The sequence below is a fragment of the Pseudoxanthomonas putridarboris genome, from assembly GCF_038321125.1.
GTDB classification, from domain to species: Bacteria; Pseudomonadota; Gammaproteobacteria; order Xanthomonadales; family Xanthomonadaceae; genus Pseudoxanthomonas_A; species Pseudoxanthomonas_A putridarboris.
The window spans coordinates 553,481-577,131 of record NZ_JBBWWT010000002.1; the positions used below are offsets into that span (position 1 = coordinate 553,481).

Here is a 23,651-nt window from a genome sequence, read left to right on the forward strand (position 1 = left end):
GCGTTCATTGTGCACCGGGCGGCGGGTGTTCCGCGGGCCCATCGCGGGATTCCGCCAGCGACGCCGCCAGCTTCAGCGCGCGCTCGTAGTTCGAGGTGAAGTGCAGTTGTCCCGGTCGTTCGCCCAGCGCCATGTCGGCCAGCACCCTGTTGGGCTGCGGCTGCAGCCCCGACACCACCAGCACGATGCCGCGCCGCGCGCAGCGGGTGGCCAGGTTCTTCAGCGCATGCACGCCGCTGGCATCGATGTACGGCACCAGCCGCATGCGCAGGATGAAGACCTTGGGCGGCTCGAAGAACTGGTCGAGCAGGCTGTCCAGCCGGTTCGCCGCGCCGAAGAACAACGGCCCGCTGATCTGGTAGACCTCCACGCCCTTGGGCAGGCGCGTGCGCTGCTGCTCGTCCACCGCCAGCGCCGGGTCGTAGCCGGGCAGGTCGTCGTCGGTGGCGCGCACGCCCGAACTGATCTCCACGCTTTCGGCCATGCGGTACATGAAGATCAGCGCGGCCACCACCAGTCCCACCTCGATGGCCAGGGTCAGGTCGAAGAACACCGTCAGCAGGAAGGTCAGCAGCAGCACGACCCGGTCGCCCCAGGGTGCCGAGAGGGTGTGGCGGAAGTTCTCCGCCTCGCTCATGTTCCAGGCCACGACCAGCAGCACCGCGGCCAGCGCCGCCAGCGGCACGTAGCGCATCAGCGGTGCCAGCATCAGCATGAAGGCCAGCAGGAACACCGCGTGCAGCACGCCGGCGACCGGCGAGCGCGCGCCGGCGCGGATGTTGGTAGCGGTGCGGGCGATGGCGCCTGTGGCGGGCAGTCCGCCGAACAGCGCCGTGCCGATGTTGGCCACGCCCTGCGCCACCAGTTCGCCGTTGGACCGGTGCCGGCCGCCGGTCATGCCATCGGCGACGACCGCCGACAACAAGGACTCCACGCCGGCCAGGAAGGCGATGGTGAACGAACTGGGCAGCAGTTCCAGCGTGCGTTCGAACGGGATGTGCGGGAAATCGAAGGTGGGCAGTGCCGAAGGCAGTTCGCCGAAACGCGAGCCGATGGTCTCGGCCGGCAACGCGAAGGCCAGGCTGGCCGCGGTGCACACCAGCAATGCGACCAGGAAGCCCGGCCACTTCGGCCGCCAGCGGCGCAGGGCGATGATCGCCGCCAACCCGAGCACGGTCAGCACGATCGCCGCGGGCTGCGCGGTCGCCACGTGCTTGCCGTAGGCAATCCAGCGCGGGACGAACTCGGCCGGCAGTGCGTCCATCCGCAGGCCCAGCGCGTCCTTGACCTGGCTGGAGAAGATGCTGACCGCGATGCCGGCGGTGAAGCCGGTGATGACCGGCTGCGGCATGTACTTCATCAGCGTGCCCAGCCGCAGCAGGCCGGCGGCGATCAGCATCAGCCCCGCCAGCAGCGTGCACAGGATCAGCCCGCCGAAGCCGAACCGTTCGATCACCACGAACACGACCGGGATGAAGGCGGCGGTCGGCCCGCCGATCTGCACCCGCGAGCCGCCCAGCGCGGAGATCAGGAAACCGGCCACGATGGCCGTGTACAGCCCTTTCTCCGGCCCGGCGCCGCTGGCGATGGCCAGCGCCATGGCCAGCGGCAGGGCCACGATGGCGACGGTCAGCCCGGCGATGGCGTCGCTGCGGAGATCGTGCCAGCCATAGCCTTCGCGCAGCACCGTGTACAGCTTGGGGACGAACTGCGACAGATACTGTCGTGCGGTGGTGGTCGGCATCGGCATCCCCATGGTTCGCGGTGTCTCAGTGCGGCTCCGGCGGTTCCTGCACGTCCGCCTGCCCACCGGGCTGCCGGTACGGCGGCGACAGCCTCCAATGGCGATAGAGCACGTAGCCGATGCCGGTCAGGCCGGTCAGCGCGGACGGGATCAGCAGCGCGCGGTAGTGCAGGGCGCGGAACAGCCATGCGCCCAGGATGCCGCCGGCCAGGAAGCCGCTGATGATCAGCGCGCTCAGCATCAGCCGGCGCACCGGCAGCGGCATGCCGCGCAGGGCGTGCCCAAGGCCGATGCCCAGGTCGGTGAACATGCCGCTCAGGTGGGTGGTGCGCACGATGGCGCCGCTGTACGTAGTGACCATGGCGTTCTGCAGGCCGCAGGCCATCGCCGCCAGCAGGGCGCCATTGAGCTCTTGCCTCATGAACAAGGGCACCGAGGCCGCCAGCAGCAGCGCCTCCACCGCCAGCGCCACGCCATAGCGCCGGCCCAATCGCAGCGTGCTGTCCTGGATGATCAATCCGCTGACCATCGCGCCCAGGCTGAAGGCGATCAGGATGGCCCACAGGTGCCTCACCGCGCGCCAGTCGCCACCGGCCAGCGCGGCGCCCAGCAGGCTGGTGGTGCCGGTCAGGTGGCTGACGGCCTGGTGCTCGAAGCCCAGGTATCCGATGACGTTGACCATGCCGGCGATGCACGCCAGCGTGACGGCGCCCACCCACACCCAGCGCGGCAGTTGCACGCCCATCGCGGCTAGCGCGGCCTCCGCGCGGTATGGCGATGAACGGGAAAGGACAGGATCTTGTTCACGCCGGCTCCTTCAACCGCACGCCACGCCCGCGCCCCTGGCTGGGCTGTTCGTTGCCGATCAGTTCGACGCCGGCCACGTCCAGCGCAGCGACGATCTTGGTCAACGTGCTGACCACGCCGCGTACATGGCCCTGGCTGGTTTCCATGCGCTGGATGGTGGGCAGCGACACGCCGGACAGTTCGGCCAGCCGGCGCTGGTCGATGCCCAGCAGGGCGCGCGCGGCGCGCATCTGTGCGGCGGTGATCATCGGGCATGCACGGAGCAGGAACTTGGCATGATTTTCGACCTATTTGCCATGCCAATGCAATCACCAGCGTTGCCTGTTGATGTCTTGTGCATCATTTGGGCGGGATAGTGACCGGAAGGCGGGCGCGTCTCGCTCCCACATATCCGGCCTAAAGTCGCCCCTAGGGGAGCGACGTCAGTCGCGACGCGATGTTCCTGCCGCGATAAACCGGCGACCGCAAGGAAGTCTTCCGGACCGCAGCCCATGGCGCTCGCCTGCGTGCGAGGCGCGTCTGTCGTCGTGCGCGCGGCGCACGCTACTTGGTGGCGGGCTTGATGGCGACTTCGTTCGTGCGATCTTCTACCTTGCTACGCAATATCCTGGTTGGACCTATCTGAATCTGACGTCCCGGCTTTTATCGAATTCGCCGGCAGTACACGTGTCGATTGCAGTGATGATGGCTTCCACGTCTTCGTCGGTCCCCTGCAGAAGGTTCACCAGCATGCTTCAAGAGCGGAGCAAGTCGGTTGGGCATTGAGCGGCATGCGGGCCGCAAGCAGCATCGTTGCGACGATGCTGCGGAGCGTGCTGTTTCCACCTGCCCGGATCACAAGACTTCCGACGCGTAATCCGCCAGTCTCGACCGCTCGCCGCGACGCAGAGTGATGTGCGCGCTGTGCGCCCAGTCCTTGAAGCGGTCCACCGCGTAGGTCAGGCCCGAGGTGGTTTCGGTCAGGTAGGGCGTGTCGATCTGCTCCACGTTGCCCAGGCAGACGATCTTGGTGCCGGGGCCGGCGCGGGTGATCAGCGTCTTCATCTGCTTGGGCGTGAGGTTCTGCGCTTCATCGAGGATCAGGTAGCGCGACAGGAACGTGCGCCCGCGCATGAAGTTCATCGAGCGGATCTTGATGCGGCTGGCCAGCAGGTCGTTGGTCGCCGCGCGGCCCCACGAGCCGCCTTCCTGGTTGTGCGTCAGCACTTCCAGGTTGTCGGTCAACGCGCCCATCCACGGCGTCATCTTTTCCTCCTCCGTGCCGGGCAGGAAACCGATGTCCTCGCCGACGCTGACCGTGGCGCGGGTCATGATGATCTCGCGGTAGCGCTGCTGGTCCATCGTCTGCGCCAGGCCGGCGGCCAGCGCCAGCAGCGTCTTGCCGGTGCCCGCGGTGCCCAGCAGGGTGACGAAATCGACCTCCGGGTCCATCAGCGCGTTGAGCGCGAAGTTCTGCTCGCGATTGCGCGCGGTGATGCCCCACACCGCGTGCTGGCCATGGCGGAAGTCGTCGACGATGGTCAGCGTGGCCTTGCCGTCGGCGCCGACCCTGACCACGCGCAGTTCCACCTCGTCCTCGCCCGGCAGGTACAGGTACTGGTTGGGATGCCAGTCCTCGTCGTCCGCCATCGTCACTTCGTAGCTGGTGCGGCCCTTGTCGCTCCAACTGCGCAGGTCGGCGTTGTGGCGGTGCCAGAAATCCTCCGGCAGCTGCAGCGCGCCGGTGTAGAGCAGACTGAAATCGTCCAGCGCGCGGTCGTTCTCGTAGTCCTCGGCCACCAGCCCGCTGATCGAGGCCTTGATGCGCAGGTTGATGTCCTTGGACACCAGGATCACCGGCACTTCCGGGTGTTCCTCGCGCAGCTCCAGCACCGAGGCCAGGATCTTGTTGTCCGGGGCGATGGCGCCGAAGGTGCGGCCGGGATCGACCGGCCGGGTCTGGAAGTACAGCCTGCCGATGTTGTCGCGGGCCTTGAGCTGCAGGCCCTGCGGATGGTTCAGCACGATGCCGGCCTGGATGTGGTCGGCGCCGGCGCCCTCGATCAGTTCGTTGAGGAAGCGGCTCACCTGGCGCGCGTTGCGGCTGACTTCGGACGTGCCCTTCTTGGCGTTGTCCAGTTCCTCGATGACCTGCATCGGCAGGAAGACGTCGTGCTCCTCGAACTTGAACAGGGCGGTGGGGTCGTGCATCAGCACGTTGGTGTCCAACACATAGATACGCTTGCTACGGGTCATTCAGGCAACCTCATGGAGGAAGATGTGTGAACACAATCGATATTTCCGCGGACAGCGGCGAACCACCATGACCCGCCGCGGCGCGGGATGGTGGACAGGGTGGAAAAGGATTCGGTCACTGGGCTTGGTGGGCCTTCAGGGCTTCCAGCACGGCGTCGGCATGGCCGGGGACCTTCACGCCGCGCCATTCCTGCGCGATGCGGCCGTCGGGCGAGATCAGGAACGTGCTGCGTACCACGCCCAGCACCTTGCGGCCGTACATGTTCTTCTCGTGGATCACGTCGAAGGCCTCGCACAGCGCTTCGTCGGCATCGCTGACCAGCGGGAACCTGAAACCCTGCCTGGCGCAGAAGTTGTCGTGCGACTTCACCGAATCGCGCGACACGCCCAGCACGGTGGCGTCGAGTTTCTTGAATTCCGGCAGCAGCGCGTTGAAGTCCAGGCCCTCGGTGGTGCAGCCCGGCGTGCTGTCCTTGGGGTAGAAGTACAGCACCAGCCACTGGCCTGCGTAGTCGGCGAGGGTGGCGGTGTCGCCGCCGGACAGCGCCAGCGGCAGGTTGAGGACGGATTTCGGAAGAGCCTTCGCGCTTTTCGCCGTCATCGTCAGAACTTCATCGGGTCCATGATCGCGTCCAGGTTCAGATGGTCGCAGAATTCGAGGAAATCGTCGCGCAGCGCGGCGATGTGCATGTTGGCCGGCACGCCGATGGTCACCTGCGCCGAGAACATCTCCGCGCCGGTCTGCATGGCGCGGTAGCGCGTGCTCTGCAGGTTCTCGATGGTGATGCCCTGGCGGTCGAAGAAATCGGCCAGCTGGAACAGGATGCCCGGCTTGTCGGCGGCCACCACTTCCACGATGTAGGGCAACAGGTTGGACTGCACCACCTTCGGGCCGGTGCGGTAGAAGACCAGCTTCAGACCCTCGTCGCGCTCCAGCCGCGACAGCATGGCTTCCAGCTTGGCCACCGCGTCCCAGGAACCGGTCGCCAGCGCGGTGACCGACACGTCGCGGCCGACCGTGGACAGCCGGGCATCCACCAGGTTGCAGCCGCTGTCGGCGATGCGGCGCGTCACCGACAGGAGCGGCGACTCCGGATGCGTCGTATAGGCGGTGATCAGGAGGTGGTTTTCGGTCGGCGAAGGCCGGGGCGTGGAGTCGGTCAAAGGGGCTTCCGGCATTGCAGCGAGTCTGAATGGCAGCCGGGCGAGTGCCTGGTGCTGGTGGCAGCATACTTGCCCGCCCTTTGACGCCGCAAGTAACATGCGGCCGACATCGCCGGCCGGGGTGGGATAATCGCGCTTACCCGCGCGTCCCGGCGGCCGGACCTTCCCACAGAGAACTTTCCCTTGCATCTTTTCGGCAGCATCACCGCACTGGCCACGCCGTTCACGGCCACGGGCGAACTCGACCTGGACGCCTGGCGCCGACTGCTGAAACAGCAGCTCGACGGCGGCACCCAGGGCGTGGTGGTGGCCGGGTCCACCGGCGAGGCGGCGGCGCTGTCGGACGAGGAATACGACACGCTGCTGGGGATCGCGGTGGAGGTGATCGGCGGCCCGGTATCCAGGCGGATCATTCCGGTATTGGCCGGCACCGGCCAGATGAACACCGCCAAGACCATCGCCGCCACGCGTCGCGCCGCCGCCGTGGGCGCCGAGTTCGCGCTGGTGGTGACGCCGCCGTACGTGCGCCCCACCCAGGCGGGACTGATCGCGCACTACCGCGCCGTCGCCGACCAGGGAGGCCTGCCGGTGGTGCTGTACAACGTGCCCGGCCGCACCGGTTGCGACCTGTTGCCGGAGACGGTGGCCGAACTGGTGGACCATCCGAACATCGTCGGCATCAAGGAAGCGCGAGCCGAGCCCGAGCGCATGGCCGCGTTGCTGGCCTTGCGCAGCGACAGCTTCGCCATCTTCAGCGGCGACGACGCGACCGCGTCGCGCGCGATGCTGGCCGGCGCCGACGGCCTGATCTCGGTCGGCTCCAACGCTTTGCCCGCCAGCTTCCGCCGCCTCTGCGACATCTCCCGCCAGGGCCAGTCCGCCGCTGCGGCCGAACTCGACGCGCGGTTGCAGGAGATCTACGGCTTCCTCAGCGTGGAACCCAACCCCATTCCGGTCAAGGCGCTGCTGCAACGCCAGGGCATCGGCGAAGGCCTGCGCCTGCCGTTGCAGCCGCTGTCGGCCGCCCATCATTCCACCGCCGACCGGCTGGCCACGCTGGTGGCGTCGTTGGAAGCACAATCCAGCCGCGAAACCATCGCGGCCTGAACCCAGGAGAACACCATGCGTCTTTCGTCTTCCCTTTCCCGTCCGCTTGCTCTGGCACTGCTGGCCGTTTCCGTGGCCGGCCTGTCCGGCTGCAAGTGGTTCAGCAAGGGAGCCAAGGGCGATTACGCGCTGGCGCCGGAAGCGCGCCCGCTGGAAGTCCCGCCGGACCTCAACTTGCCCAGCACCGCCGGCGCCATGCAGATTCCGAATACGGCTTCCGCCGCGCCCGCCGCGGCCCCGGGCGCCGCCACGGCCGCCAGCAGCGCCAGCGGTTTCAACATCGCGGGCAGCCGCGACGACGCCTTCGCCCGCGTCGGCGAAGCGCTGGCCGGCATCGACGGCGTGGACATCGCCAGCCGCGCGCAGTTGCTGGGCACCTACGACGTGAGCTACGAAGGCGCCAACTTCCTGGTGCGCGTGGTCGGCGTGGAAGCCGGCGCGTACGTCTCCGCGGTCGATCCGCGCGGCCTGCCCGCGACCGGCGAAGCCGCCACCAAGCTGATCGCCGCACTGAGGGCCAGGCTGGGCGGCTGATCCGGCGCATTCGCGGAACGAAGAAAGGGCGCCATTGGCGCCCTTTCTTGTTGCTGGTTACTGGTTACTGGTTGCTGGTTGTCGGAATGCGGCCAACCGGCTATCCAGCAACCAGGAACCGGCAACCCACAACCGTCTTCAACGCTCCAGCAGCGGCAGCTTGTCGGTCTTGCCTTCCCAGTCCTTCGCGTCCGGCAGCGGTTCCTTGCGCGTGGTGATCACCGGCCAGGCCTTGGACAGTTCCGCGTTCAGGGCCACGAAGCCCTCCTGGCCCGCGGGCACGTCGTCCTCGGGGTAGATGGCGTTGATGGGGCATTCCGGTTCGCACAGCGTGCAGTCGATGCATTCGTCCGGGTCGATCACCAGGAAGTTCGGGCCTTCGTGGAAACAGTCCACGGGGCACACCTCCACGCAGTCGGTGTACTTGCACTTGATGCAGTTTTCGGTGACGACGAAGGGCATGGGGCTCGCTTTGCTGCGGAGGAAACCGCGCAAGTTTAAAGCACGCGGTTACGCGTGGTGAGAAGGGTTCTCAGCGATGCTGTGGGCGTGTGGGCAGCAGTGGAGGCGCGATGGGCGGCGATGCGTTTTCGTGATGGGTCCATGCAGCGTTCCGCTGGCGGACAGTTCCTGTCCGTTCCCGCATAATAATTCCATTATTGGGACAATCTATTGGTTTCCGGCTGGTTTATTCCATTCGTGTGCAGGTCCATGCTGCGCGCCAGTCCCATCCACCACGGAGCAACGACATGATCACCCTGCGTCCCGCCAAGGCCCGCGGCCATGCCAACCACGGCTGGCTGGATTCCTGGCACAGCTTTTCCTTCGCCGAGTATTCCGACGACCGGCACGTGCACTGGGGCCCGCTGCGCGTGATCAACGAGGATCGCGTGGCCGCCGGCCGCGGCTTCGGCCAGCACGGCCATCGCGACATGGAGATCATCAGCTACGTGCTGGAAGGCGCGCTGGGCCACAAGGATTCCATGGGCAACAGTTCCAGCATCGTGCCGGGCGACGTGCAGCGCATGAGCGCCGGCACCGGCGTGCAGCACTCGGAGTTCAACTACAGCGAGACCGGCACCACCCACTTCCTGCAGATCTGGATCATCCCCGACAAGCAGGGCGTGGCGCCCTCGTACGAGGAAAAGAAGTTCGCGGCCGAGGAAAAGCAGGGCCGCCTGCGCCTGGTGGTCAGTCCGGACGGCGCCGATGGTTCCGTGCGCATCCACCAGGACGCGCGCATGTATGCCGGCCTGTTCGATGGCGATGAAACCGCCGAACTGCGGCTGGCCGAAGGCAGGCTGGGCTATGTGCACGTCGCGCGCGGCGAAGCCACCGTCAACGGCCAGGCGCTGTCGGCCGGCGATGCGCTGCTGTATGAAGGCGAGCCGCTGGTCAGCGTGGGCAAGGGCATCGGCGCGGAAGTGCTGGTGTTCGATCTGCCGAAGTTGCAGTGATATCCGGGTGCGCTCCTGCGCACCTCCAGCGTCGCGCGCGACCAGCGGAACCGTAGGGTGCGCCCCGGCGCACCGCTTCGTCTTATGTGGATCGCGCTGGGCGTGAATTGATCCGACATCGCGGGACGCATGGAATACCTCGCATGCGTGTTGCCCGATGGTGCGCCGGGGCGCACCCTATGTGAATACGCGCTCGGCCACCAGGAAGCCGACCGTCATCGCCACCACCAGCAGCGCGCCCTGCAGCTTGGGCGGCGCCGGCAGGGGAATGTCCAGCAGGCGGCAGCCGATGCCGATCGTCAGCGCCAGCACCAGGCCGAGCAGGGCCAGCATCATGGTTTCGCGCCTCCCTTCGTCTGTCCGGTGGGGCCGCCGCAATCGCCGGCGTGTTGCGCACTGCGCGTGGCCGGGAAACGGTCGGCGATGACATAACCCAGCGTCATCGCCACCACCAGCAGGGCGCCGACCAGCACCGGCGGCGCTGGCACCGGGATGCCCAGCCAGCGGCAGCCGAACCCGATCGCGAATCCCAACAATACGCCGGCCAGAAATTTCCAGTTCATGCCATGCCTCCGGGCGCGTTAGCGGGCGCGGCGACGGCCTTGCCCGGCGCGCCGCCGATGAAATGCCGCACGAGCGGTTCGTCTTTTGGATCGGCCAGCAATGCCTTGATGGCGTCCTGCAACGCGCGCTCGTCCTCGGTGACGCGTTCGTGCTGGCGCAGGTGCTGGTGCCAGGAACTGTCGACGAAGTACTCCAGGTAGGTGCCCGGTCGCGTGCTGTCCTCGGCCACGCCCCACTGCACCGCGCCGTTGCGCCTGCGCGCATGGCCCAGCGGCTGCATGCGTCGCAGGAATTCCTCCCGCTGCGCCATCGCCATGCGGTATTCCACCGTCACCAGCACCGGGCCGCGGTCGCCGCCGATGTCTTCGGTGGCCACCGGTTGCGGCCAGTGGCCCGATGGCGTGACGTTGACGCGCGCCGCTTCGCCCAGCCGGAAGCGCAGGCTGGCCAGCGCCGCCAGCACCGTGCCCGCCGCGGCGGCCAGCAACGCGGTAGGCGTGCCGTACTGTTGCGCCAGCGCGCCCCAGCCCAGGCTGCCCACCGCCATGCCGGCGGAGAACACCACGATGTACAGCGACAACGCTCGCGCGCGCACCCAGGCCGGCACCGAGGTCTGCGCGGCGATCTGCAGCGACGACAGCACGGTGATCCAGGCGAAGCCGTTCAACAGCGACACCGCGTAGAGCGTCGGGATGTTCCGCAGCAGCGCCAGCGCCAGCATGCAGGCCGCATAGACCACGGTGGCGGCCAGCACCATCGCATCCGGATCGAAGCGGTCGCGCAGTTTCGGCAGCAGCATCGCTCCGCTGATCGCGCCGATGCCGATGCAGCCCAGCAGCAGGCCGTAGGTGCCGGCGCTGGCGCCCAGTTCCTGCTTCACCACGATCGGCAGCAATGCGGTCAACGCACTGGCGAACACGAAGAAGCATGCCGCCTTCACCAATACCGCCTGCAACACGGTCGCCTGGGTGGCGTAGCGCAGGCCGGCGCGCAGCGCCACGCCGAAGGTTTCCGGCGGCAGCACCGAAGAGGTCGGCGTGCGCCGCCAGCGCCACAGCACCACCACCACGCCGAAGAAACTCACCGCGTTGACCGCGAACGCCCACGCGATGCCGGCCTGCGCCACGATCAGGCCACCCAGCGCCGGGCCGATGGAGCGCGCGATGTTCATGCTCAGCGAACCCAGCGCCACCGCCGGCCCCAGCATCGGGCGCGGCACCAGTTCCGGCGTGGTCGCCTGCTGCGCGGGCATCGCCATCGCGGCGCCGATGCCCAGCGCGAAGGTCAAGGCCACCAGCGTCCATGGCCCCAGCATGTCCAGGTGCGCCAGCACCGCCAGCGTGCTGGCCACCAGCAGCATCCACAATTGCGCGACGATCAGGTAGCGCCGCCGGTCCACGATGTCGGCCAGCGTGCCGGCCACGATGGCGAGCAGCACGACCGGCAGCGTCGTCGCGGATTGCACGGCCGCCACCATGAACGGCGAGCCGGTGGTCTCGGCCATCACCCACGCCGCCGCCACGTCGTGGATCCAGGTGCCGATGTTGCCGACCAGGATCGCCAGCCACAGTGCGCGGAACGTGGGCTGTTTCAGCGGCGACCAAGGGCCGGCGGTGGTGGTCGGTGGCGTGTTCACCATTGCCAGCCCACGGTGGTGGAAACGAAATCGACATCGCGTCCGCCGGCCTCGCGCAAGCCGGGGCCGGCGCGGAAACGCGCCAGGTGCAACTGGATCTCCCAGTCCGGGTGCGGGCGGTAGCTGCCTTCCAATTTGATCTGGTCGCCGATCCGCCGCGACGTTCCCGCGGTTCCCGCCACCGCCGTCAACGGCGTGGGCGTGGTGTAGACCGCATCCGCGCGCCGGTGCTTCCAGACGAAATCCCAGCCCGCGGTGAACTCGATGCGTTCGCTGGGCCGCCAGGTGACCGCGGGTTGCACGTCGATCAGGTTGGCCGGCGCGATCAGGCTGGATTCGCTGAAGTACGAGGCGCGCGGATACAGCGCGTTGAAGGTCCGCAATCGTCCGTCGGCGGGATCGGCATCGCCGCTGGCCACATCCACCTTGATGCTCGCGCGCGGCGTCCACGGCGCCGTGTCGAAGGTGAAGCCGGTATCGCTGGCCAGCGTCCATGCGCGGACGTCGAGGGAAGGCGCCATCGCCGGCTGGAATCGGCCCTGCTGATGGACCGCTTCCACGTTCCAGTCCCATCCGCCTTGCTGGCCGAACGCGCGCAGGCCGAACGACTGCCGCGTTTCCTCGCCGGTCATGCCGCCGAAGCGGGCGTCGTCGCGCTGGTAGCCCAGCCAGTAGACATCCAGCTTGCCGCGCGCCGCCGCGCCCGTAGGCACGGTGGCGTACAGGCCCCACAGCGCCTGGCCGGTGTCGCTGCCGTCGTCGAACGCGCCGGGCCGGTTGTCCACCGGCCGCAGCGCGAGCAGGTCGATGCGGTACCCCGGCGTCGCCCGCGAAAGCCGCAGGCCGTCGAACGCCAGCCGGATGTTGGGGCCGTCGCGGCGCGAGATCAGCCGCGAACTGCCGTAACCGATTTCCTGCCGTCCCGCCCAGGCGGTCCAGTGGCCTTCCCGCAATGCGAGATACGCCTGCTGCACGTCGGCGGCGCTCTGGTCGGTGCGGCCGGGGCCGCCATCGCGGCCATGTTCGGCATGGGCGCCCAATTGCGCGAATGCCTGCCAGCGTCCGATGCGCCAATCCACCGAGGCGAGCGCGCGGGCCAGCCGGAACGCATCGTCGTCCGCGCCCACGCCGAAGCGGAACGGCCGGTAGTCCTGATGCCGCACGCGGATTTCTCCGGCGAACGCCAGCGTGCCGCGGTCCGTTTCCTGCCGGCACGACGCATCGTCGCCGCAACTGTCCATCGGCGGGGCGGCCGCCGCCGCGCCGATCAACGCCAGGCCTGCCGCACTGGCCATCAGAAGGCGAAACACGAGCAGCCCAGCGCGCCCCAGAACGCCTGCAGGTCGCGCGTGGGCGTGTCGTGGCGGGCGGCGTGGCCGTGTTCGTGCACGTGGCAGTGCGCGCCATGCGCGTGTGCCAGCGCGGCGCCGGCCTGCGCCAGCGTGGCGCCCTGGTAGCCGCCGAAAAGGTTGACCGGCGACCAGTCGGGCATCGGCGCGGGCAGTGTCGGCGCCAACGAGGCGTAGGGGCCGTCGCCATGCACGATGCGGCCGCCGACCACGGTCAACACGCTGGTGATGTCCGGGATGTCCGACTCGGGCACGGCGAAGAAGTCGGCCGACAGCAGCGAGGCATCGGCCAGTTGTCCCACGGCAAGCCGTCCCTTGCGGTCCTGTTCGGTGGAGAACCACGCGCTGCCCCGCGTCCACAGCGACAGCGCTTCCTCGCGCTCCAGCCGATTGTCGTCGCCGTACATGCGCAGGCCGCCGAGGGTGCGGCCGCTGACCAGCCAGTACAGCGCCACCCACGGGTTGTAGCTGGCCACGCGGGTGGCGTCGGTGCCGGCGCCGACCGGCACGCCGGCCTGCAGCATGCGGCGCACCGGTGGCGTGTGCTTCAGCGCGTCGGCGCCATAGCGCTCGGCGAAGAATTCGCCCTGGAAGGCCATCCGGTGCTGGATGGCGATGCCGCCGCCCAGCGCGCTCACGCGCTCGATGTTGCGTTCGGAAATGGTCTCGGCGTGGTCGACGATCCAGTGCAGGCCATCGAACGGCACCTCGCGGTTCACCCGTTCGTACACGTCCAGCATGCGGGTGATGCTTTCGTCGTAGGTGGCGTGGATGCGGAACGGCCAGCGCTTCTCCGCCAGCAGGCGCACCACGGCGTCCAGTTCGCCTTCCAGGCCGGCCGGAAGTTCGGGGCGCGGTTCGCGGAAGTCCTCGAAGTCGGCGGCAGAGAACACCAGCATCTCGCCGGCGCCGTTGTGGCGCAGCAGGTCGTCGCCCTGGCGCGGTTCCAGCATCCGCGACCAGCGCTGGAAGTCGGCCAGTTCGCTGCCCTTGTTCTGGGTGAACAGGTTGTAGGCGATGCGCACGGTCAGCTGGTTATCCGCGTGCAGCTTCTGGATGATCTCGTAATCTTCCGGGTAGTTCTGGAAACCGCCGCCGGCGTCGATCACCGAGGTGATGCCCAGCCGGTTGAGTTCGCGCATGAAGTGGCGCGTCGAGTTGAGCTGGTATTCGGGCGGCAGCTTCGGCCCCATCGCCAGCGTGGCATACAGGATCAGCGCGTTGGGCTTGGCCAGCAGCAGGCCGGTCGGATTGCCGGAGCCGTCGCGCTGGATCTGGCCGCCGGGCGGATCGGGCGTGTCCCGGGTGTAGCCCACGGCGCGCAGCGCGGCGCGGTTGAGCAGGGCGCGGTCGTACAGGTGCAGCAGGAACACCGGCGTGTCCGGCGCCAGCGCGTTGAGTTCGTCCAGCGTCGGCAATCGCTTCTCGGCGAACTGGTGTTCGCTGAAACCGCCCACCACGCGCACCCATTGCGGCGCGGGCGTGCGGTCCACCTGCGCCTTCAGCATCGCCATCGCATCGGCCAGCGAACGCACGCCGTCCCAGCGCAGTTCCAGGTTGTAGTTCAGCCCGCCGCGGATCAGGTGGGTGTGGCTGTCGTTGAGGCCCGGAATCAAGCGGCGCCCGCCGGCATCGACGATGCGCGTGGACGCGTCCGCCTTCGCCATCACGGTGGCCTCGTCGCCCACGGCCAGCACGCGGCCGTCGGCGATGGCCAGTGCCGATGCCGACGGGTTGGCCGGGTCCAGCGTGGCGATCTTGGCGTTGCGGAGGATCAGGTCGGCCATGGTGTCGTTTCCCGGATACGCGCGGCCCGTGCCCATGGCCGCCAATGCCGCCGCCGCGGCGGCGCCTTTCAGCAGGGTGCGGCGCTGGTCATCGATCGGAGGCATGGCGGAGGTTCCCTGCCGTGCGGACGCGCTGCGAGAGGCCATGGTCGACGGACAGCGCGCCCGCGCCGGTCAGCGACAGCGACACGCAGGCCAGGGCCCAGAGCAACGGGTATTCGATGCCGCCGTGCATCCAGAACCATCCGCCGCCCAGGTTCAGCACCACCGTCGTGCCCAGGAACAGCGCGGCGGCCAGCGCCGCGACGCGCGTCCAGGCGCCCAGCAGCACCAGCAGTCCCACGACCGTCTGCGCGATGGCCAGCAGCAGCGGCAGCGGCACGAAGGCCGGCAGGCCGAAGTGCTGCAACTCGTCCGCGAAACCGGCGATGCCCGGGCCGCCGAACCAGCCGAACAGCTTGCCCAGCCCATGCGGAAGCAGGAACCCACCGGCCGCGATGCGCAGCACCAGCAGGCCGGCGGAGGTGGATGCGGGGGAGGCGCCGGTCGTCATCGCCATGCGCTTCAATGGCCGCCTTCGGATGCGCCGAACATCGTCTTCGCGTACTGGATGCCCAGGCCGTAGCCGCCAGCGTGGACTCTGGCGATGCCGGTGGTCAGGCCGTAGGTCTCGCCGCGCGCCCAGTCGCGTTGCAGTTCCAGCAGGTACTGCACGCTGGTCATCGGCCGCACGCCGGCCTGGATCATGCGCTGCATCGCGCGCTCGTGCGCCTCGGCGGTGACGTCGCCGCAGGCGTCGGCGATCACGTAGACCTCGAAGCCCTGGTCCAGCGCCGACAGGGTGGGGCCGACGATGCAGACGCTGGTCCACAGGCCGGCGATCACCAACCGGCCCTTGCCGAAGGCGTTGACCTGGTCGGTGACCTGCTTGTCTTCCCAGGCGTTCATGCTGGTGCGGTCGTAGACCGTGGCGCCGGGGAAGGCTTCCGGCAGTTCGGGAAACAGCGGGCCGGAAAAGGACTTCTCCGCCACTGTCGTCAGGATGGTCGACACGCCGAAACCCGCCGCGCCCTTCGCGATCAGCGCGACGTTGTTGCGCAGCGTCGCCACGTCGATGGAATGCGTGGCGAACGCCATCTGCGACTGGTGGTCGATCAGGATCAGCGTGTGGTCGCCGGGCGTGAGCAGGGTCTTGCCGGGGACGGGGCTTGCGGTGGGCATGGCGTTCTCCATGGATGGCGTGAAGGGAGGAGGCCGCACTTTCGCCCGCCAAGCACGCGCTGGCTTGCATGCGCGTGCGCGTCACACCGGCGTAATCAACCGTGCAACTTGACCGCGGTTTCGGCGACGCGCCGCCCCTGGTAGCGCGCGGCATCCAGTTCGTTCTGCGAGGGCTGGCGCGAGCCGTCGCCGCCGGCGATGGTGGTGGCGCCGTAGGGCGAGCCGCCGGAGACTTCATCGAGTCTCATCTGCCCGGCGAAGCCATAGTCCAGTCCCACGATCACCATGCCGAAATGCAGCAGGTTGGTGATGATGGAGAACAGCGTGGTCTCCTGGCCGCCGTGCTGGGTAGCGGTGGAAGTGAACGCCGCGCCGACCTTGCCGTGCAGCGCGCCTTTCGCCCACAGGCCGCCGGCCTGGTCCAGGAAGCTGGCCATCTGCGAGGATATGCGGCCGAAGCGGGTGCCGGTGCCGACGACGATCGCGTCGTAGTCGGCCAGTTCGGCGATGGTGGCGACGGGCGCGGCCTGGTCCAGCTTGTAGTGCGATGCCTTCGCCACGTCCTCGGGCACCAGTTCGGGCACGCGCTTGATGTCGACGCTGGCGCCGCCGGCGCGTGCGCCCTCGGCCACGGCCTGCGCCATGGTTTCGATATGCCCGTAGGCGGAGTAGTACAGGATCAGGACCTTGGCCATGGCGCGATTCCTCTGTCGGTGGAGTGATGGGGACATGGCGGGTGCCATGTCCCCGCAAGGTTCACGCGCGCCGGGTTACCGGCGCGTGCAGGAGGCTGAATTCGCGCGGCGAATAGCCGGTCATGCGCCGGAAGGTGCGGGTGAAGTGGCTCTGGTCGAAGAAGCCCAGCGCTGCGGCCGTGGCGGAGATCTTCTGCGGCCCGCGCGCCAGTTGTTCCTTCGCCAGCGCGATGCGCTTGCGCAGCACGTATTCCATCGGGCTCTGTCCGGTGCTGATGCGGAACAGGCGGGCGAAATGGAAGCGGCTGATGCAGGCGGCGCCGGCGATCTCGGCCAGGCTCAGGTTCTCGCCGATGTGGCGCTCGATATGGTCGAGCGCGCGCGCCAGGGCGCGCGGACTCAACCCGTGCGCGGGCCGCGCGAAGGAAGGCGGCGCCGCATGTGCGGTGTTCCAATCCTGGCCAGGACAGGCGGCCAGGGCAGGGGACGCGTGGTCGGTGGAGGGAAGGTGGGAGACTGGAAACGGGGAAGCATCCACGGCGGTGTCCTCGTGTGGGTCCGACGGAGTGGGGCCTGCCACGACCATGGGGGAGGGAGGGTGTGCGGTCGCCGCGGCAGGCAGGGACGATGTTCGCGGCGACGGTGCGGACGGGTAATCCCCATTGGTGCATTCCCGCGCTCACTCGATTGGGGGTGGCGTGCCGGCGACCGCTCCGCACTGGGCAGGATCGCCACGCGACGGCACCGGCCCATGCGGTTCCCCGCGAAAACATGGCGTAGAGTCGCTGCACCCCAGCGAGGTGACGCATGTCCCGGACCATCCGACATCCCGAGCAGAGGGAGTGGCGACTCCCCCATCCGGGTCATGCCGGTACCGGGTTCCCGCGGGCGACATGGGACATGTCTTGCGGATGGGGCATGCGGTCGTTCCGGCCGGAACCGGAAGCGTCACGGCAGGCATGGCGAAGGGAGGCGACGCGCGCGCTGGTCCGCTGGCTGGCGTGCGCGTGGCTGTGCCTGCAGACCGTGCCGCTGCTGGCCGCGCAACAGGCGCAACCCGGCCTGGGACAGTGGCACCACACGGCCTGGACCATCAAGGACGGCGCGCCCGCCAACATCTGGGCGTTGTCGCAGACGCCGGATGGATTCCTGTGGCTGGGCACCGGCCACGGCCTGTACCGGTTCGACGGAGTGAGCTTCGAGCGCTTCGACTCGTCCGACGGGCGCGACCTGCGTTCGGACAACATCACCGCGATGACTTCGCTGCCTTCGGGCGAGATCTGGGTGGGTTTCTACCTGGGGGGCGTGACACGGTTGAAGGAAGGCCGCCTGACCGACTACACCGAGGCGGACGGCATGCCCGGCGGCATGGTGCTGCGTTTCGCGCACGATGCCGATGGCGTGTTGTGGGCATCGACCCACGATGGACTGGGCCGTTTCGACGGCGAACGCTGGCAGGTGGTGGGCGAGGACTGGGGATATCCGTTCCGGCGCGCCGACGGCTTGCATCTCGACCGCCGCGGCAACCTGTGGGTGGCGACGGGAAGCACGGTGATGTTCCTGCGTCCGGGCGCACGGCGCTTCGAGCCCACCGGCGAACCCACGGGCCCTTACGGCATCCTGGCCGAGGACCGGCAGGGGCGCATGTGGTTGTCCGATGGCGTCCACGGCACGCGCCCGTTGCCCGACTACCCGGGCCGCGGCGCCGCGGCGGACGGGGAGCGCGCCCGCGGCACGCCGGCCACCGATTTCGCCTACGCCAAGGCGCTGCTGTTCGATCGCGAGGGTCGCCTGTGGGGCACGGACGGCAGCCGCGGCGGCGTCTTCCGGGTGATGGCGCCGGAGGACGTCCGGTTCCCGGCCAACCTGCGTCCGGGCGTGTCGGTGCAGTCATTCGACGCCAGGCACGGCCTGACCTCGGACTTCGCGGTACCGATCCTGGAGGACCGCGAAGGCAACCTGTGGGTGGGCACCAACCTGGGGCTCAACCGTTTCCGGCCACCGCAACTGGGCACGCTGGAACAGTTGATGCCATGGCCGAGCACGGGGTCGGTACTGGCGGACGATCCCGACGGCAGCCTGTGGGTCGCCGACCGCAGCACGCTTTACCGCCTCGGGAAAGACGACATCACCGCGGTCGTCGCTTCCATCCCGTTGCTGACCAGCGCCACGCGCGGGCCGCGGGGGCCGTTGTGGCTGCGGGGGCACGCCGGCCTGTGGAAGCTGGAAGGCGATCGCCTCGCGCCGGTTCCGCTTCCGCCCGGCGCCACCGGCGGCGATATCCGCGCGATGGCGGCCGATGCGGCGCAGGGCCTGTACGTCGCGTTCGCGCAACTGGGCTTCCACCATTACCGCGACGGTCGATGGCACCGCCAACCCGAGGTCGCATCCACCGGCGACTCGGCGGCCAATGCCTTGATGCGCGCCGGCAACGCCCTGTGGCTGGGCTTCGTCGACAGCCGCGCCTCCCGCTGGGAGAACGGACGCGCGCAGCACTTCGGACCCGGCGATGGCCTGCGCGTGGGGCACGTGACCAGCTTCAGCCAGCGCGGCGGGCGCATGTTGGTATCGGGCGAGCAGGGCATCGCGCACCGTCTTGCGGACGGACGCTTCCAGAGCCTGTCGGCCCGGCAGTATGGTGTGCTGGGCGGCGTGTCGGGCATCCTGCAGACCGCCGATGGCATGGTCTGGCTCAACGGCGGCAAGGGCATCGTGCGCGTGCCCTTCGCGGAACTGGAGCGGGCGTTCGCGCACCCCGGCGTCGCCATCCACTACCGCCTGTTCGATTTCCGCGACGGCCTGCCGGGCATCGCCCTGCAGTCCGGCCAGGTGCCCAGCGCGGTGGAAGGCAGCGACGGGCGGCTGTGGTTCGGCACCAGCCGCGGCATCGTGTGGATCGATCCGGCCGCGCTGCGCAGCAACCCGTTGCCGCCGACGGTCGCGATCCGCGCGCTGGTCGCCGAGGAGCGCCAGTACGCGCCGTCGGCATCGCTGGCATTGCCCGAACGCACGCGCAGCCTGCGCATCGACTACACCGCCGCCAGCCTGTCGATTCCCGAACGCGTGCGCTTCCGCTACCGGCTGGCCGGAGCGGACGAGGACTGGCAGGACGGCGGCGACCGGCGGCAGGCGTTCTACACCAACCTCGGCCCGGGCGACTATCGCTTCCAGGTGATCGCCGCCAACGAGGACGGCGTGTGGAGCCCGCACGGCGCCAGCCTGGATTTCCGCATCCGGCCCACGTTCTTCCAGACGCCCGGGTTCCTGCTGCTGTGCGCGCTGGCGGCGTTCCTGCTGGTGTCCGCGCTGTACCTGCTGCGGATGCGGGCCGTGGCCCGGCGCACGCGCCTGCTGCTGGAGGAACGCCACCACGAGCGCGAACGCATCGCGCGCGAGTTGCACGACACGCTGTTGCAGAGCATCCAGGGGCTGATCCTGCGCTTCCAGGCGGTGGCCGAACGGATACCCGCCAACGAACCGGTCCGCACCGCGCTGGACCGCGCGCTGGACCGCGCCGACGACGTGCTGGTGGAGGGCCGCGACCGCGTGCACGACCTGCGCCACGCGCGGATGGCCGGCGAACTGTCCGGCGCGCTGTCGAAGGTGGGCGAGGACCTGGTGCCCGACTACCCGACCGATTTCCGCGTCGTGGTGGAAGGCAGGCCGCGACCGCTCGATCCGCTGGTGCGCGACGAAGCCTACCGGATCGGCCGCGAGGCGATCGTCAACGCCTTCCAGCATGCCCATGCCGGACAGGTGCAAGTGGAACTGGTCTACCGTTGCGACGAACTGCACCTGCGCGTGAGCGACGATGGCGGCGGCATGTCCCGCGAGGTCCAGCAGGCGGGCGGCCGCCAGGGCCATTGGGGCCTGTCGGGCATGCGCGAGCGCGCCGAGCGCATCGGTGCGCTGCTGCAGATCCGCTGCCGCCAGGGCGCCGGTACCGAAATCGACCTGCGCGTGCCGGCGAAGGTTGCGTACCGGGACATGGCGAACGTATCGTGGTGGCACCGGTTGCGTCGCCTTGCCGGCGGCGGCCGTTGAACGCTGGCGTTTTTCCATGCCCATCCGCATCCTGACCGTCGACGACCACCCGTTGCTGCGGGAGGGCATCGCCGCGGTCATCGAAGGCCAGCCCGACATGGTGCTGGCGGGCGAGGCCACCAACGGCCGCGAGGCCGTGGACGCCTTCCGCGACTGCCGCCCCGACGTGACCCTGATGGACCTGCAGATGCCGGAAATGGGCGGCATCGAGGCGATCGGCGCGATCCAGCGGGAATTCCCCGGCGCGCGCATCGTCGTGCTGACCACCTACCAGGGCGACGTGCAGGCGTTGCGCGCATTCAAGGCGGGCGCCTCGGGGTACCTGCTCAAGAGCATGCTGCGCAAGGAACTGGTGGATACCATCCGCAGCGTGCACGGGGGCCGCCGGCGCATCCCGCCGGAGATCGCCGCCGAGATCGCCGAGCACGCGTCCGACGACGCCCTGACCCTGCGCGAGGTGGAAGTGCTGCGCCAGGTGGCCGCGGGCAACGGCAACAAGCGCATCGCCGTGCAGCTGTCCATCTCGGAGGAGACGGTCAAGGCGCACATGAAGAACATCCTGGCCAAGCTGGACGCCAACGACCGCACCCATGCGGTCACCATCGCGCTTAAGCGCGGTTTCATCGAGATCTGACCGTTTTAAGGAGTTCTTAAAGACGCCGCGGGAGCATGCAGGGGCCGTACTACCGGTTCCCCCATCCCCCGCCGAGGTCTTCATGAGAGCGTCACGCGCTTGCATTCCCCTTTTGTTGCTGCTTCCCGTCGCCGCCCATGCCCAGGTCGTGGAGCGTACCGACAGCACCGCGATGGACCAGTTGCCGTCCCGCTGGAGCGCCGGCCTGGCGGTGGTGTATCGCGACAGCGAGTATGCGGGCGAGGGCGGGCGCACGCGCCTGCTTCCCAACGTCGCCTACGACGGCGAACGCTTCTACCTGCGCGGCGCGGCGTTCGGATACCGCGCCTACACCGACGACCGCTTCGAATTGCGCGCGTTCGTGGCCGGGCGTCTGGACGGCATCGACGCCGACGATTTCGGCCGGGCCGAGCTGGCGCGGCGCGGCATCGACCGCGACCTGCTGGAGGACCGCGACGACAGTGCCGACGCGGGCGTCGCCGCCAGTTGGAAGGGCGCGGCCGGCAAGCTGGAGCTCGACGTCCGCGCCGATGTCACCGGCACCAGCGACGGCTATGCGGTGTCGCTGGACTACAGCTATCCGATCAGGTTCGGCAGCACGTCCGTGGTCCCCTCGGTGGGCGCGGTGCGGCTTTCCGACGACATGGCCAACTATTACTACGGCACGCTGGACAGGGAAATCGCGCGCGGCGTGGTGGCGTACCGGCCCGGGGCGGTCACCGTGCCGCGCGCCGGCGTGGCGGTGATCCGTCCTTTCGCCAAGCGCTGGGCGTTCATCGCCAACCTGGAGTACCGCGCGCTGCCGGACGAACTCAAGGACAGCCCGCTGGTGGAGGAAGGCGCCAATGGCAGCGGTTCGTTGTTCATCGGAATCTCGCGCGGTTTCTGATATGTCGCCACGCCCCATGCCTTTCTTGCCTGCACGGAGAATCCCCATGCCATTGAACCTGCGCGGCGTTGCCTCGGCATCGCCGATCCTGGATCGGGCCGACGACGATCCCATGGAAATGGTCAGCCTTCCCGTCGCATCCAACATCCGCGTGGTCCGCGTGACGCGCGCGCATGCCAGCGTCCTGATGGCGATGTGCGACCAGCACGCCGCCGAGCGCGGTCCGCCCACGCCCTCGCGTCGTACCGTGCTCGAACTGATGGAAGCGCTGTTCGAGCCGCCGATGCGGGCCTGGGCATGGCTGGCCGAATACGACGGCGAACCGGCGGGGTACGCCTTCGCGACGGCCGGCTTCTCGATGCTGGAACGCGCGTACTACCTCAACCTGGAAGCGTTGTTCGTTCCCGTCTCCCGGCGCCCCTCCGGCATCGCCTCGGCCCTGCTGACGCAGGCGCGGCGCATGGCCGACGAGATGGGCTGCGTGGAGTTGCGCTGGCAGGTGCCGCTGTGGCATCGGGCCGAGCGGATCGCCTTGCCCGGCCAAGGCGACACCGGCGCGGTGGCGATGGTGCAGTACGTGTTCCCGGCGCTGGAGCGCGATGCCCATGCGCGGTGATGCCGGCATGCCGCCATCGGAAAAGGCCTCCGGTCGCAGGGGCCTGCGCCGCCTCGCTTCGGTGGCATGCGTCTCCGGCGCGGTCGCGGCCTATGCCGGCATGTCCGGCTGCAGCACGCTGTCGTATCCGGAATCGCCGCAATACGGCGAGAGCGGCTTCCAGAATCCGCGTCCGCCGCGTGAGATGGGATTCCGCGAATCCGCGAAGCTCTGGCGCGATTTCCTGCTGGGCCGCAAGCCGGCGGGCACCGTGCCCGCCGCTTCCATCCCGGTGCTGGAAGTGACGCCGGCGCAGCTCGAACAGGCCGCCGATGGCACGGTCTACCGGCTGGGCCATTCCACGGTGCTGCTCAAGCTGGAGGGCCGTTACTGGCTGACCGATCCGGTGTTCTCGGAACGCGCATCGCCGGTGCAGTGGGCCGGGCCGCAGCGATTCCATCCCGCGCCCATCGCCATCGCCGACCTGCCACGGCTGAGCGCGGTGGTGCTGTCGCACGACCATTACGATCACCTGGACAAGGCGGCGATCCGCGCGCTGGTGGAGAAGACCGATGTTTTCCTGGTGCCGCTGGGCGTGGGCGACCGTTTGGTCCGATGGGGCGTTCCGGCGGCCAAGGTCCGGCAACTGGACTGGTGGGACGAAACGGCGGTGGCGGGCGTGCGTTTCGTCGCCACGCCGTCGCAGCACTTCTCCGGGCGCACGCCCTTCGACCGCAACGCCACGCTGTGGTCGTCGTGGGTGATCGAGGGCGGCGGGCTGCGGCTGTTCTTCAGCGGCGACACCGGCTATTTCGACGGTTTCCGCGAGATCGGCGAGCGCTATGGCCCCTTCGACCTCACCCTGCTCGAATGCGGCGCGTACGACCGGCGCTGGCAGGACGTGCACATGCTGCCGGCGCAAACGCTGCAGGCGCACCTCGACCTGCGCGGCGAATGGATGCTGCCGATCCACAACAGCACCTTCGACCTGGCCTTCCACGAATGGCATGCGCCGATGGAGACGCTCACGGCCCTGGCCGAACGATCGCAGGTGAACATGGCCACGCCGCTGATCGGGCAACCCGTGCGACTGGACCAGCCGATGCCGGTGCAGCGCTGGTGGCGTATGCGCGAATAAGGAAACCCCGTGCGCGACGAATAAAGAAAATTCCGTAGGAGCGCCCTTGGG

24 protein-coding genes are annotated in these 23,651 nt (G+C 68.7%); 8 read left to right on the plus strand and 16 right to left on the minus strand.

What is annotated here, in order from left to right; genetic code table 11:
- Positions 1–4 precede the first annotated feature (4 nt).
- From AAD027_RS06455 to AAD027_RS06480, 6 genes are all read right to left on the minus strand, one after another.
- Positions 5–1,744 (minus strand): SulP family inorganic anion transporter, encoded by a 1,740-nt coding sequence (locus AAD027_RS06455; RefSeq protein ID WP_341725192.1) that lies wholly within the window; start codon positions 1,742–1,744, stop codon positions 5–7.
- Positions 1,745–1,769: 25 nt separating this feature from the next.
- Positions 1,770–2,489 (minus strand): YoaK family protein, encoded by a 720-nt coding sequence (locus AAD027_RS06460; protein ID WP_341725193.1) that lies wholly within the window; start codon positions 2,487–2,489, stop codon positions 1,770–1,772.
- A gap of 58 nt (positions 2,490–2,547) precedes the next feature.
- Positions 2,548–2,799, minus strand: coding sequence for a helix-turn-helix domain-containing protein (locus AAD027_RS06465; protein WP_341725194.1), 252 nt, complete (start codon positions 2,797–2,799; stop codon positions 2,548–2,550).
- 586 nt (positions 2,800–3,385) lie between these two features.
- Positions 3,386–4,786, minus strand: a complete 1,401-nt coding sequence (locus tag AAD027_RS06470) for a PhoH family protein (protein WP_341725195.1) — start codon at positions 4,784–4,786, stop codon at positions 3,386–3,388.
- 115 nt (positions 4,787–4,901) lie between these two features.
- Entirely contained in the window at positions 4,902–5,387 is a 486-nt protein-coding gene (locus AAD027_RS06475; protein WP_341725196.1) for a peroxiredoxin, read from the minus strand.
- A gap of 2 nt (positions 5,388–5,389) precedes the next feature.
- Positions 5,390–5,965, minus strand: coding sequence for a glycine cleavage system transcriptional repressor (locus tag AAD027_RS06480; RefSeq protein ID WP_093490560.1), 576 nt, complete (start codon positions 5,963–5,965; stop codon positions 5,390–5,392).
- A 168-nt stretch (positions 5,966–6,133) separates the two neighbouring features.
- Here AAD027_RS06480 and dapA point away from each other — a divergent pair, with 168 nt between their 5' ends.
- Complete coding sequence (gene dapA, locus AAD027_RS06485; protein WP_341725197.1) at positions 6,134–7,057, plus strand: 4-hydroxy-tetrahydrodipicolinate synthase; 924 nt, start codon at positions 6,134–6,136, stop codon at positions 7,055–7,057.
- A gap of 15 nt (positions 7,058–7,072) precedes the next feature.
- Entirely contained in the window at positions 7,073–7,591 is a 519-nt protein-coding gene (locus AAD027_RS06490) for a hypothetical protein (protein ID WP_341725198.1), read from the plus strand.
- Between the two features lie 138 nt (positions 7,592–7,729).
- Here the strand turns inward: AAD027_RS06490 and fdxA are convergent, their stop codons facing one another.
- Positions 7,730–8,053: a ferredoxin FdxA gene (gene fdxA / locus AAD027_RS06495; RefSeq protein ID WP_341725199.1), complete on the minus strand. Its 324-nt coding sequence runs from the start codon at positions 8,051–8,053 to the stop codon at positions 7,730–7,732.
- 287 nt (positions 8,054–8,340) lie between these two features.
- Between fdxA and AAD027_RS06500 the strand changes: the two genes are divergently transcribed.
- Positions 8,341–9,048, plus strand: coding sequence for a pirin family protein (locus tag AAD027_RS06500; protein ID WP_341725200.1), 708 nt, complete (start codon positions 8,341–8,343; stop codon positions 9,046–9,048).
- A 177-nt stretch (positions 9,049–9,225) separates the two neighbouring features.
- Here the strand turns inward: AAD027_RS06500 and AAD027_RS06505 are convergent, their stop codons facing one another.
- The 9 genes from AAD027_RS06505 to AAD027_RS06545 all read right to left on the minus strand — a co-directional run bounded on the left by AAD027_RS06505 (position 9,226) and on the right by AAD027_RS06545 (position 16,703).
- Positions 9,226–9,384, minus strand: a complete 159-nt coding sequence (locus AAD027_RS06505; RefSeq protein WP_341725201.1) for a DUF1427 family protein — start codon at positions 9,382–9,384, stop codon at positions 9,226–9,228.
- Positions 9,381–9,611, minus strand: a complete 231-nt coding sequence (locus tag AAD027_RS06510) for a DUF1427 family protein (RefSeq protein WP_341725202.1) — start codon at positions 9,609–9,611, stop codon at positions 9,381–9,383. Before AAD027_RS06510 ends, AAD027_RS06505 begins: the two co-directional genes overlap by 4 nt.
- Positions 9,608–11,251: an MFS transporter gene (locus tag AAD027_RS06515; protein WP_425605404.1), complete on the minus strand. Its 1,644-nt coding sequence runs from the start codon at positions 11,249–11,251 to the stop codon at positions 9,608–9,610. The genes AAD027_RS06510 and AAD027_RS06515 overlap by 4 nt, the downstream gene beginning before the upstream one ends.
- Entirely contained in the window at positions 11,245–12,543 is a 1,299-nt protein-coding gene (locus AAD027_RS06520) for an alginate export family protein (protein WP_341725204.1), read from the minus strand. Before AAD027_RS06520 ends, AAD027_RS06515 begins: the two co-directional genes overlap by 7 nt.
- Complete coding sequence (locus AAD027_RS06525) at positions 12,543–14,384, minus strand: amidohydrolase (RefSeq protein WP_341725405.1); 1,842 nt, start codon at positions 14,382–14,384, stop codon at positions 12,543–12,545. Before AAD027_RS06525 ends, AAD027_RS06520 begins: the two co-directional genes overlap by 1 nt.
- An 88-nt stretch (positions 14,385–14,472) precedes the next feature.
- Positions 14,473–14,943: a DoxX family protein gene (locus AAD027_RS06530; protein WP_341725205.1), complete on the minus strand. Its 471-nt coding sequence runs from the start codon at positions 14,941–14,943 to the stop codon at positions 14,473–14,475.
- Positions 14,944–14,948: 5 nt separating this feature from the next.
- Entirely contained in the window at positions 14,949–15,605 is a 657-nt protein-coding gene (locus tag AAD027_RS06535; RefSeq protein ID WP_341725206.1) for a hydrolase, read from the minus strand.
- Positions 15,606–15,700: 95 nt separating this feature from the next.
- On the minus strand, positions 15,701–16,300 hold the full coding sequence (gene wrbA / locus AAD027_RS06540; RefSeq protein WP_341725207.1) for an NAD(P)H:quinone oxidoreductase: 600 nt from the start codon (positions 16,298–16,300) through the stop codon (positions 15,701–15,703).
- 61 nt (positions 16,301–16,361) lie between these two features.
- Positions 16,362–16,703: a helix-turn-helix transcriptional regulator gene (locus tag AAD027_RS06545; protein WP_341725208.1), complete on the minus strand. Its 342-nt coding sequence runs from the start codon at positions 16,701–16,703 to the stop codon at positions 16,362–16,364.
- A 515-nt stretch (positions 16,704–17,218) separates the two neighbouring features.
- On the opposite strand from AAD027_RS06545, the gene AAD027_RS06550 reads away from it, so the two are divergent.
- The 5 genes from AAD027_RS06550 (at position 17,219) to AAD027_RS06570 (ending at position 23,600) form a co-directional block, all read left to right on the plus strand.
- Positions 17,219–20,344 (plus strand): sensor histidine kinase, encoded by a 3,126-nt coding sequence (locus AAD027_RS06550; protein WP_341725209.1) that lies wholly within the window; start codon positions 17,219–17,221, stop codon positions 20,342–20,344.
- Between the two features lie 16 nt (positions 20,345–20,360).
- The gene (locus AAD027_RS06555; protein WP_341725210.1) at positions 20,361–20,978 is read left to right on the plus strand and encodes a response regulator; all 618 of its coding nucleotides are present in this window, start codon (positions 20,361–20,363) and stop codon (positions 20,976–20,978) included.
- Positions 20,979–21,093: 115 nt separating this feature from the next.
- Complete coding sequence (locus AAD027_RS06560) at positions 21,094–21,867, plus strand: MipA/OmpV family protein (RefSeq protein ID WP_341725211.1); 774 nt, start codon at positions 21,094–21,096, stop codon at positions 21,865–21,867.
- 46 nt (positions 21,868–21,913) lie between these two features.
- Entirely contained in the window at positions 21,914–22,483 is a 570-nt protein-coding gene (locus AAD027_RS06565; RefSeq protein WP_341725212.1) for a GNAT family N-acetyltransferase, read from the plus strand.
- A 100-nt stretch (positions 22,484–22,583) separates the two neighbouring features.
- On the plus strand, positions 22,584–23,600 hold the full coding sequence (locus AAD027_RS06570) for an MBL fold metallo-hydrolase (RefSeq protein ID WP_341725406.1): 1,017 nt from the start codon (positions 22,584–22,586) through the stop codon (positions 23,598–23,600).
- The last annotated feature ends 51 nt before the right edge of the window (positions 23,601–23,651 follow it).

Bases quoted from the DNA above. Each gene is read 5' to 3' on its own strand.
- AAD027_RS06530 (WP_341725205.1), bottom strand. From the start codon at position 14,943: ATGGCGATGACGACCGGCGCCTCCCCCGCATCCACCTCCGCCGGCCTG.
- AAD027_RS06565 (WP_341725212.1), top strand. From the start codon at position 21,914: ATGCCATTGAACCTGCGCGGCGTTGCCTCGGCATCGCCGATCCTGGAT.
- AAD027_RS06570 (WP_341725406.1), top strand. From the start codon at position 22,584: ATGTCCGGCTGCAGCACGCTGTCGTATCCGGAATCGCCGCAATACGGC.
- AAD027_RS06475 (WP_341725196.1), bottom strand. From the start codon at position 5,387: ATGACGGCGAAAAGCGCGAAGGCTCTTCCGAAATCCGTCCTCAACCTG.
- AAD027_RS06520 (WP_341725204.1), bottom strand. From the start codon at position 12,543: ATGGCCAGTGCGGCAGGCCTGGCGTTGATCGGCGCGGCGGCGGCCGCC.
- AAD027_RS06550 (WP_341725209.1), top strand. From the start codon at position 17,219: ATGCGGTCGTTCCGGCCGGAACCGGAAGCGTCACGGCAGGCATGGCGA.
- AAD027_RS06555 (WP_341725210.1), top strand. From the start codon at position 20,361: ATGCCCATCCGCATCCTGACCGTCGACGACCACCCGTTGCTGCGGGAG.
- AAD027_RS06470 (WP_341725195.1), bottom strand. From the start codon at position 4,786: ATGACCCGTAGCAAGCGTATCTATGTGTTGGACACCAACGTGCTGATG.
- AAD027_RS06510 (WP_341725202.1), bottom strand. From the start codon at position 9,611: ATGAACTGGAAATTTCTGGCCGGCGTATTGTTGGGATTCGCGATCGGG.
- AAD027_RS06500 (WP_341725200.1), top strand. From the start codon at position 8,341: ATGATCACCCTGCGTCCCGCCAAGGCCCGCGGCCATGCCAACCACGGC.
- AAD027_RS06535 (WP_341725206.1), bottom strand. From the start codon at position 15,605: ATGCCCACCGCAAGCCCCGTCCCCGGCAAGACCCTGCTCACGCCCGGC.
- AAD027_RS06515 (WP_425605404.1), bottom strand. From the start codon at position 11,251: ATGGTGAACACGCCACCGACCACCACCGCCGGCCCTTGGTCGCCGCTG.
- AAD027_RS06480 (WP_093490560.1), bottom strand. From the start codon at position 5,965: ATGCCGGAAGCCCCTTTGACCGACTCCACGCCCCGGCCTTCGCCGACC.
- AAD027_RS06525 (WP_341725405.1), bottom strand. From the start codon at position 14,384: ATGGCCGACCTGATCCTCCGCAACGCCAAGATCGCCACGCTGGACCCG.
- AAD027_RS06505 (WP_341725201.1), bottom strand. From the start codon at position 9,384: ATGATGCTGGCCCTGCTCGGCCTGGTGCTGGCGCTGACGATCGGCATC.
- AAD027_RS06465 (WP_341725194.1), bottom strand. From the start codon at position 2,799: ATGATCACCGCCGCACAGATGCGCGCCGCGCGCGCCCTGCTGGGCATC.
- AAD027_RS06455 (WP_341725192.1), bottom strand. From the start codon at position 1,744: ATGCCGACCACCACCGCACGACAGTATCTGTCGCAGTTCGTCCCCAAG.
- wrbA (WP_341725207.1), bottom strand. From the start codon at position 16,300: ATGGCCAAGGTCCTGATCCTGTACTACTCCGCCTACGGGCATATCGAA.
- AAD027_RS06460 (WP_341725193.1), bottom strand. From the start codon at position 2,489: ATGGGCGTGCAACTGCCGCGCTGGGTGTGGGTGGGCGCCGTCACGCTG.
- fdxA (WP_341725199.1), bottom strand. From the start codon at position 8,053: ATGCCCTTCGTCGTCACCGAAAACTGCATCAAGTGCAAGTACACCGAC.
- AAD027_RS06490 (WP_341725198.1), top strand. From the start codon at position 7,073: ATGCGTCTTTCGTCTTCCCTTTCCCGTCCGCTTGCTCTGGCACTGCTG.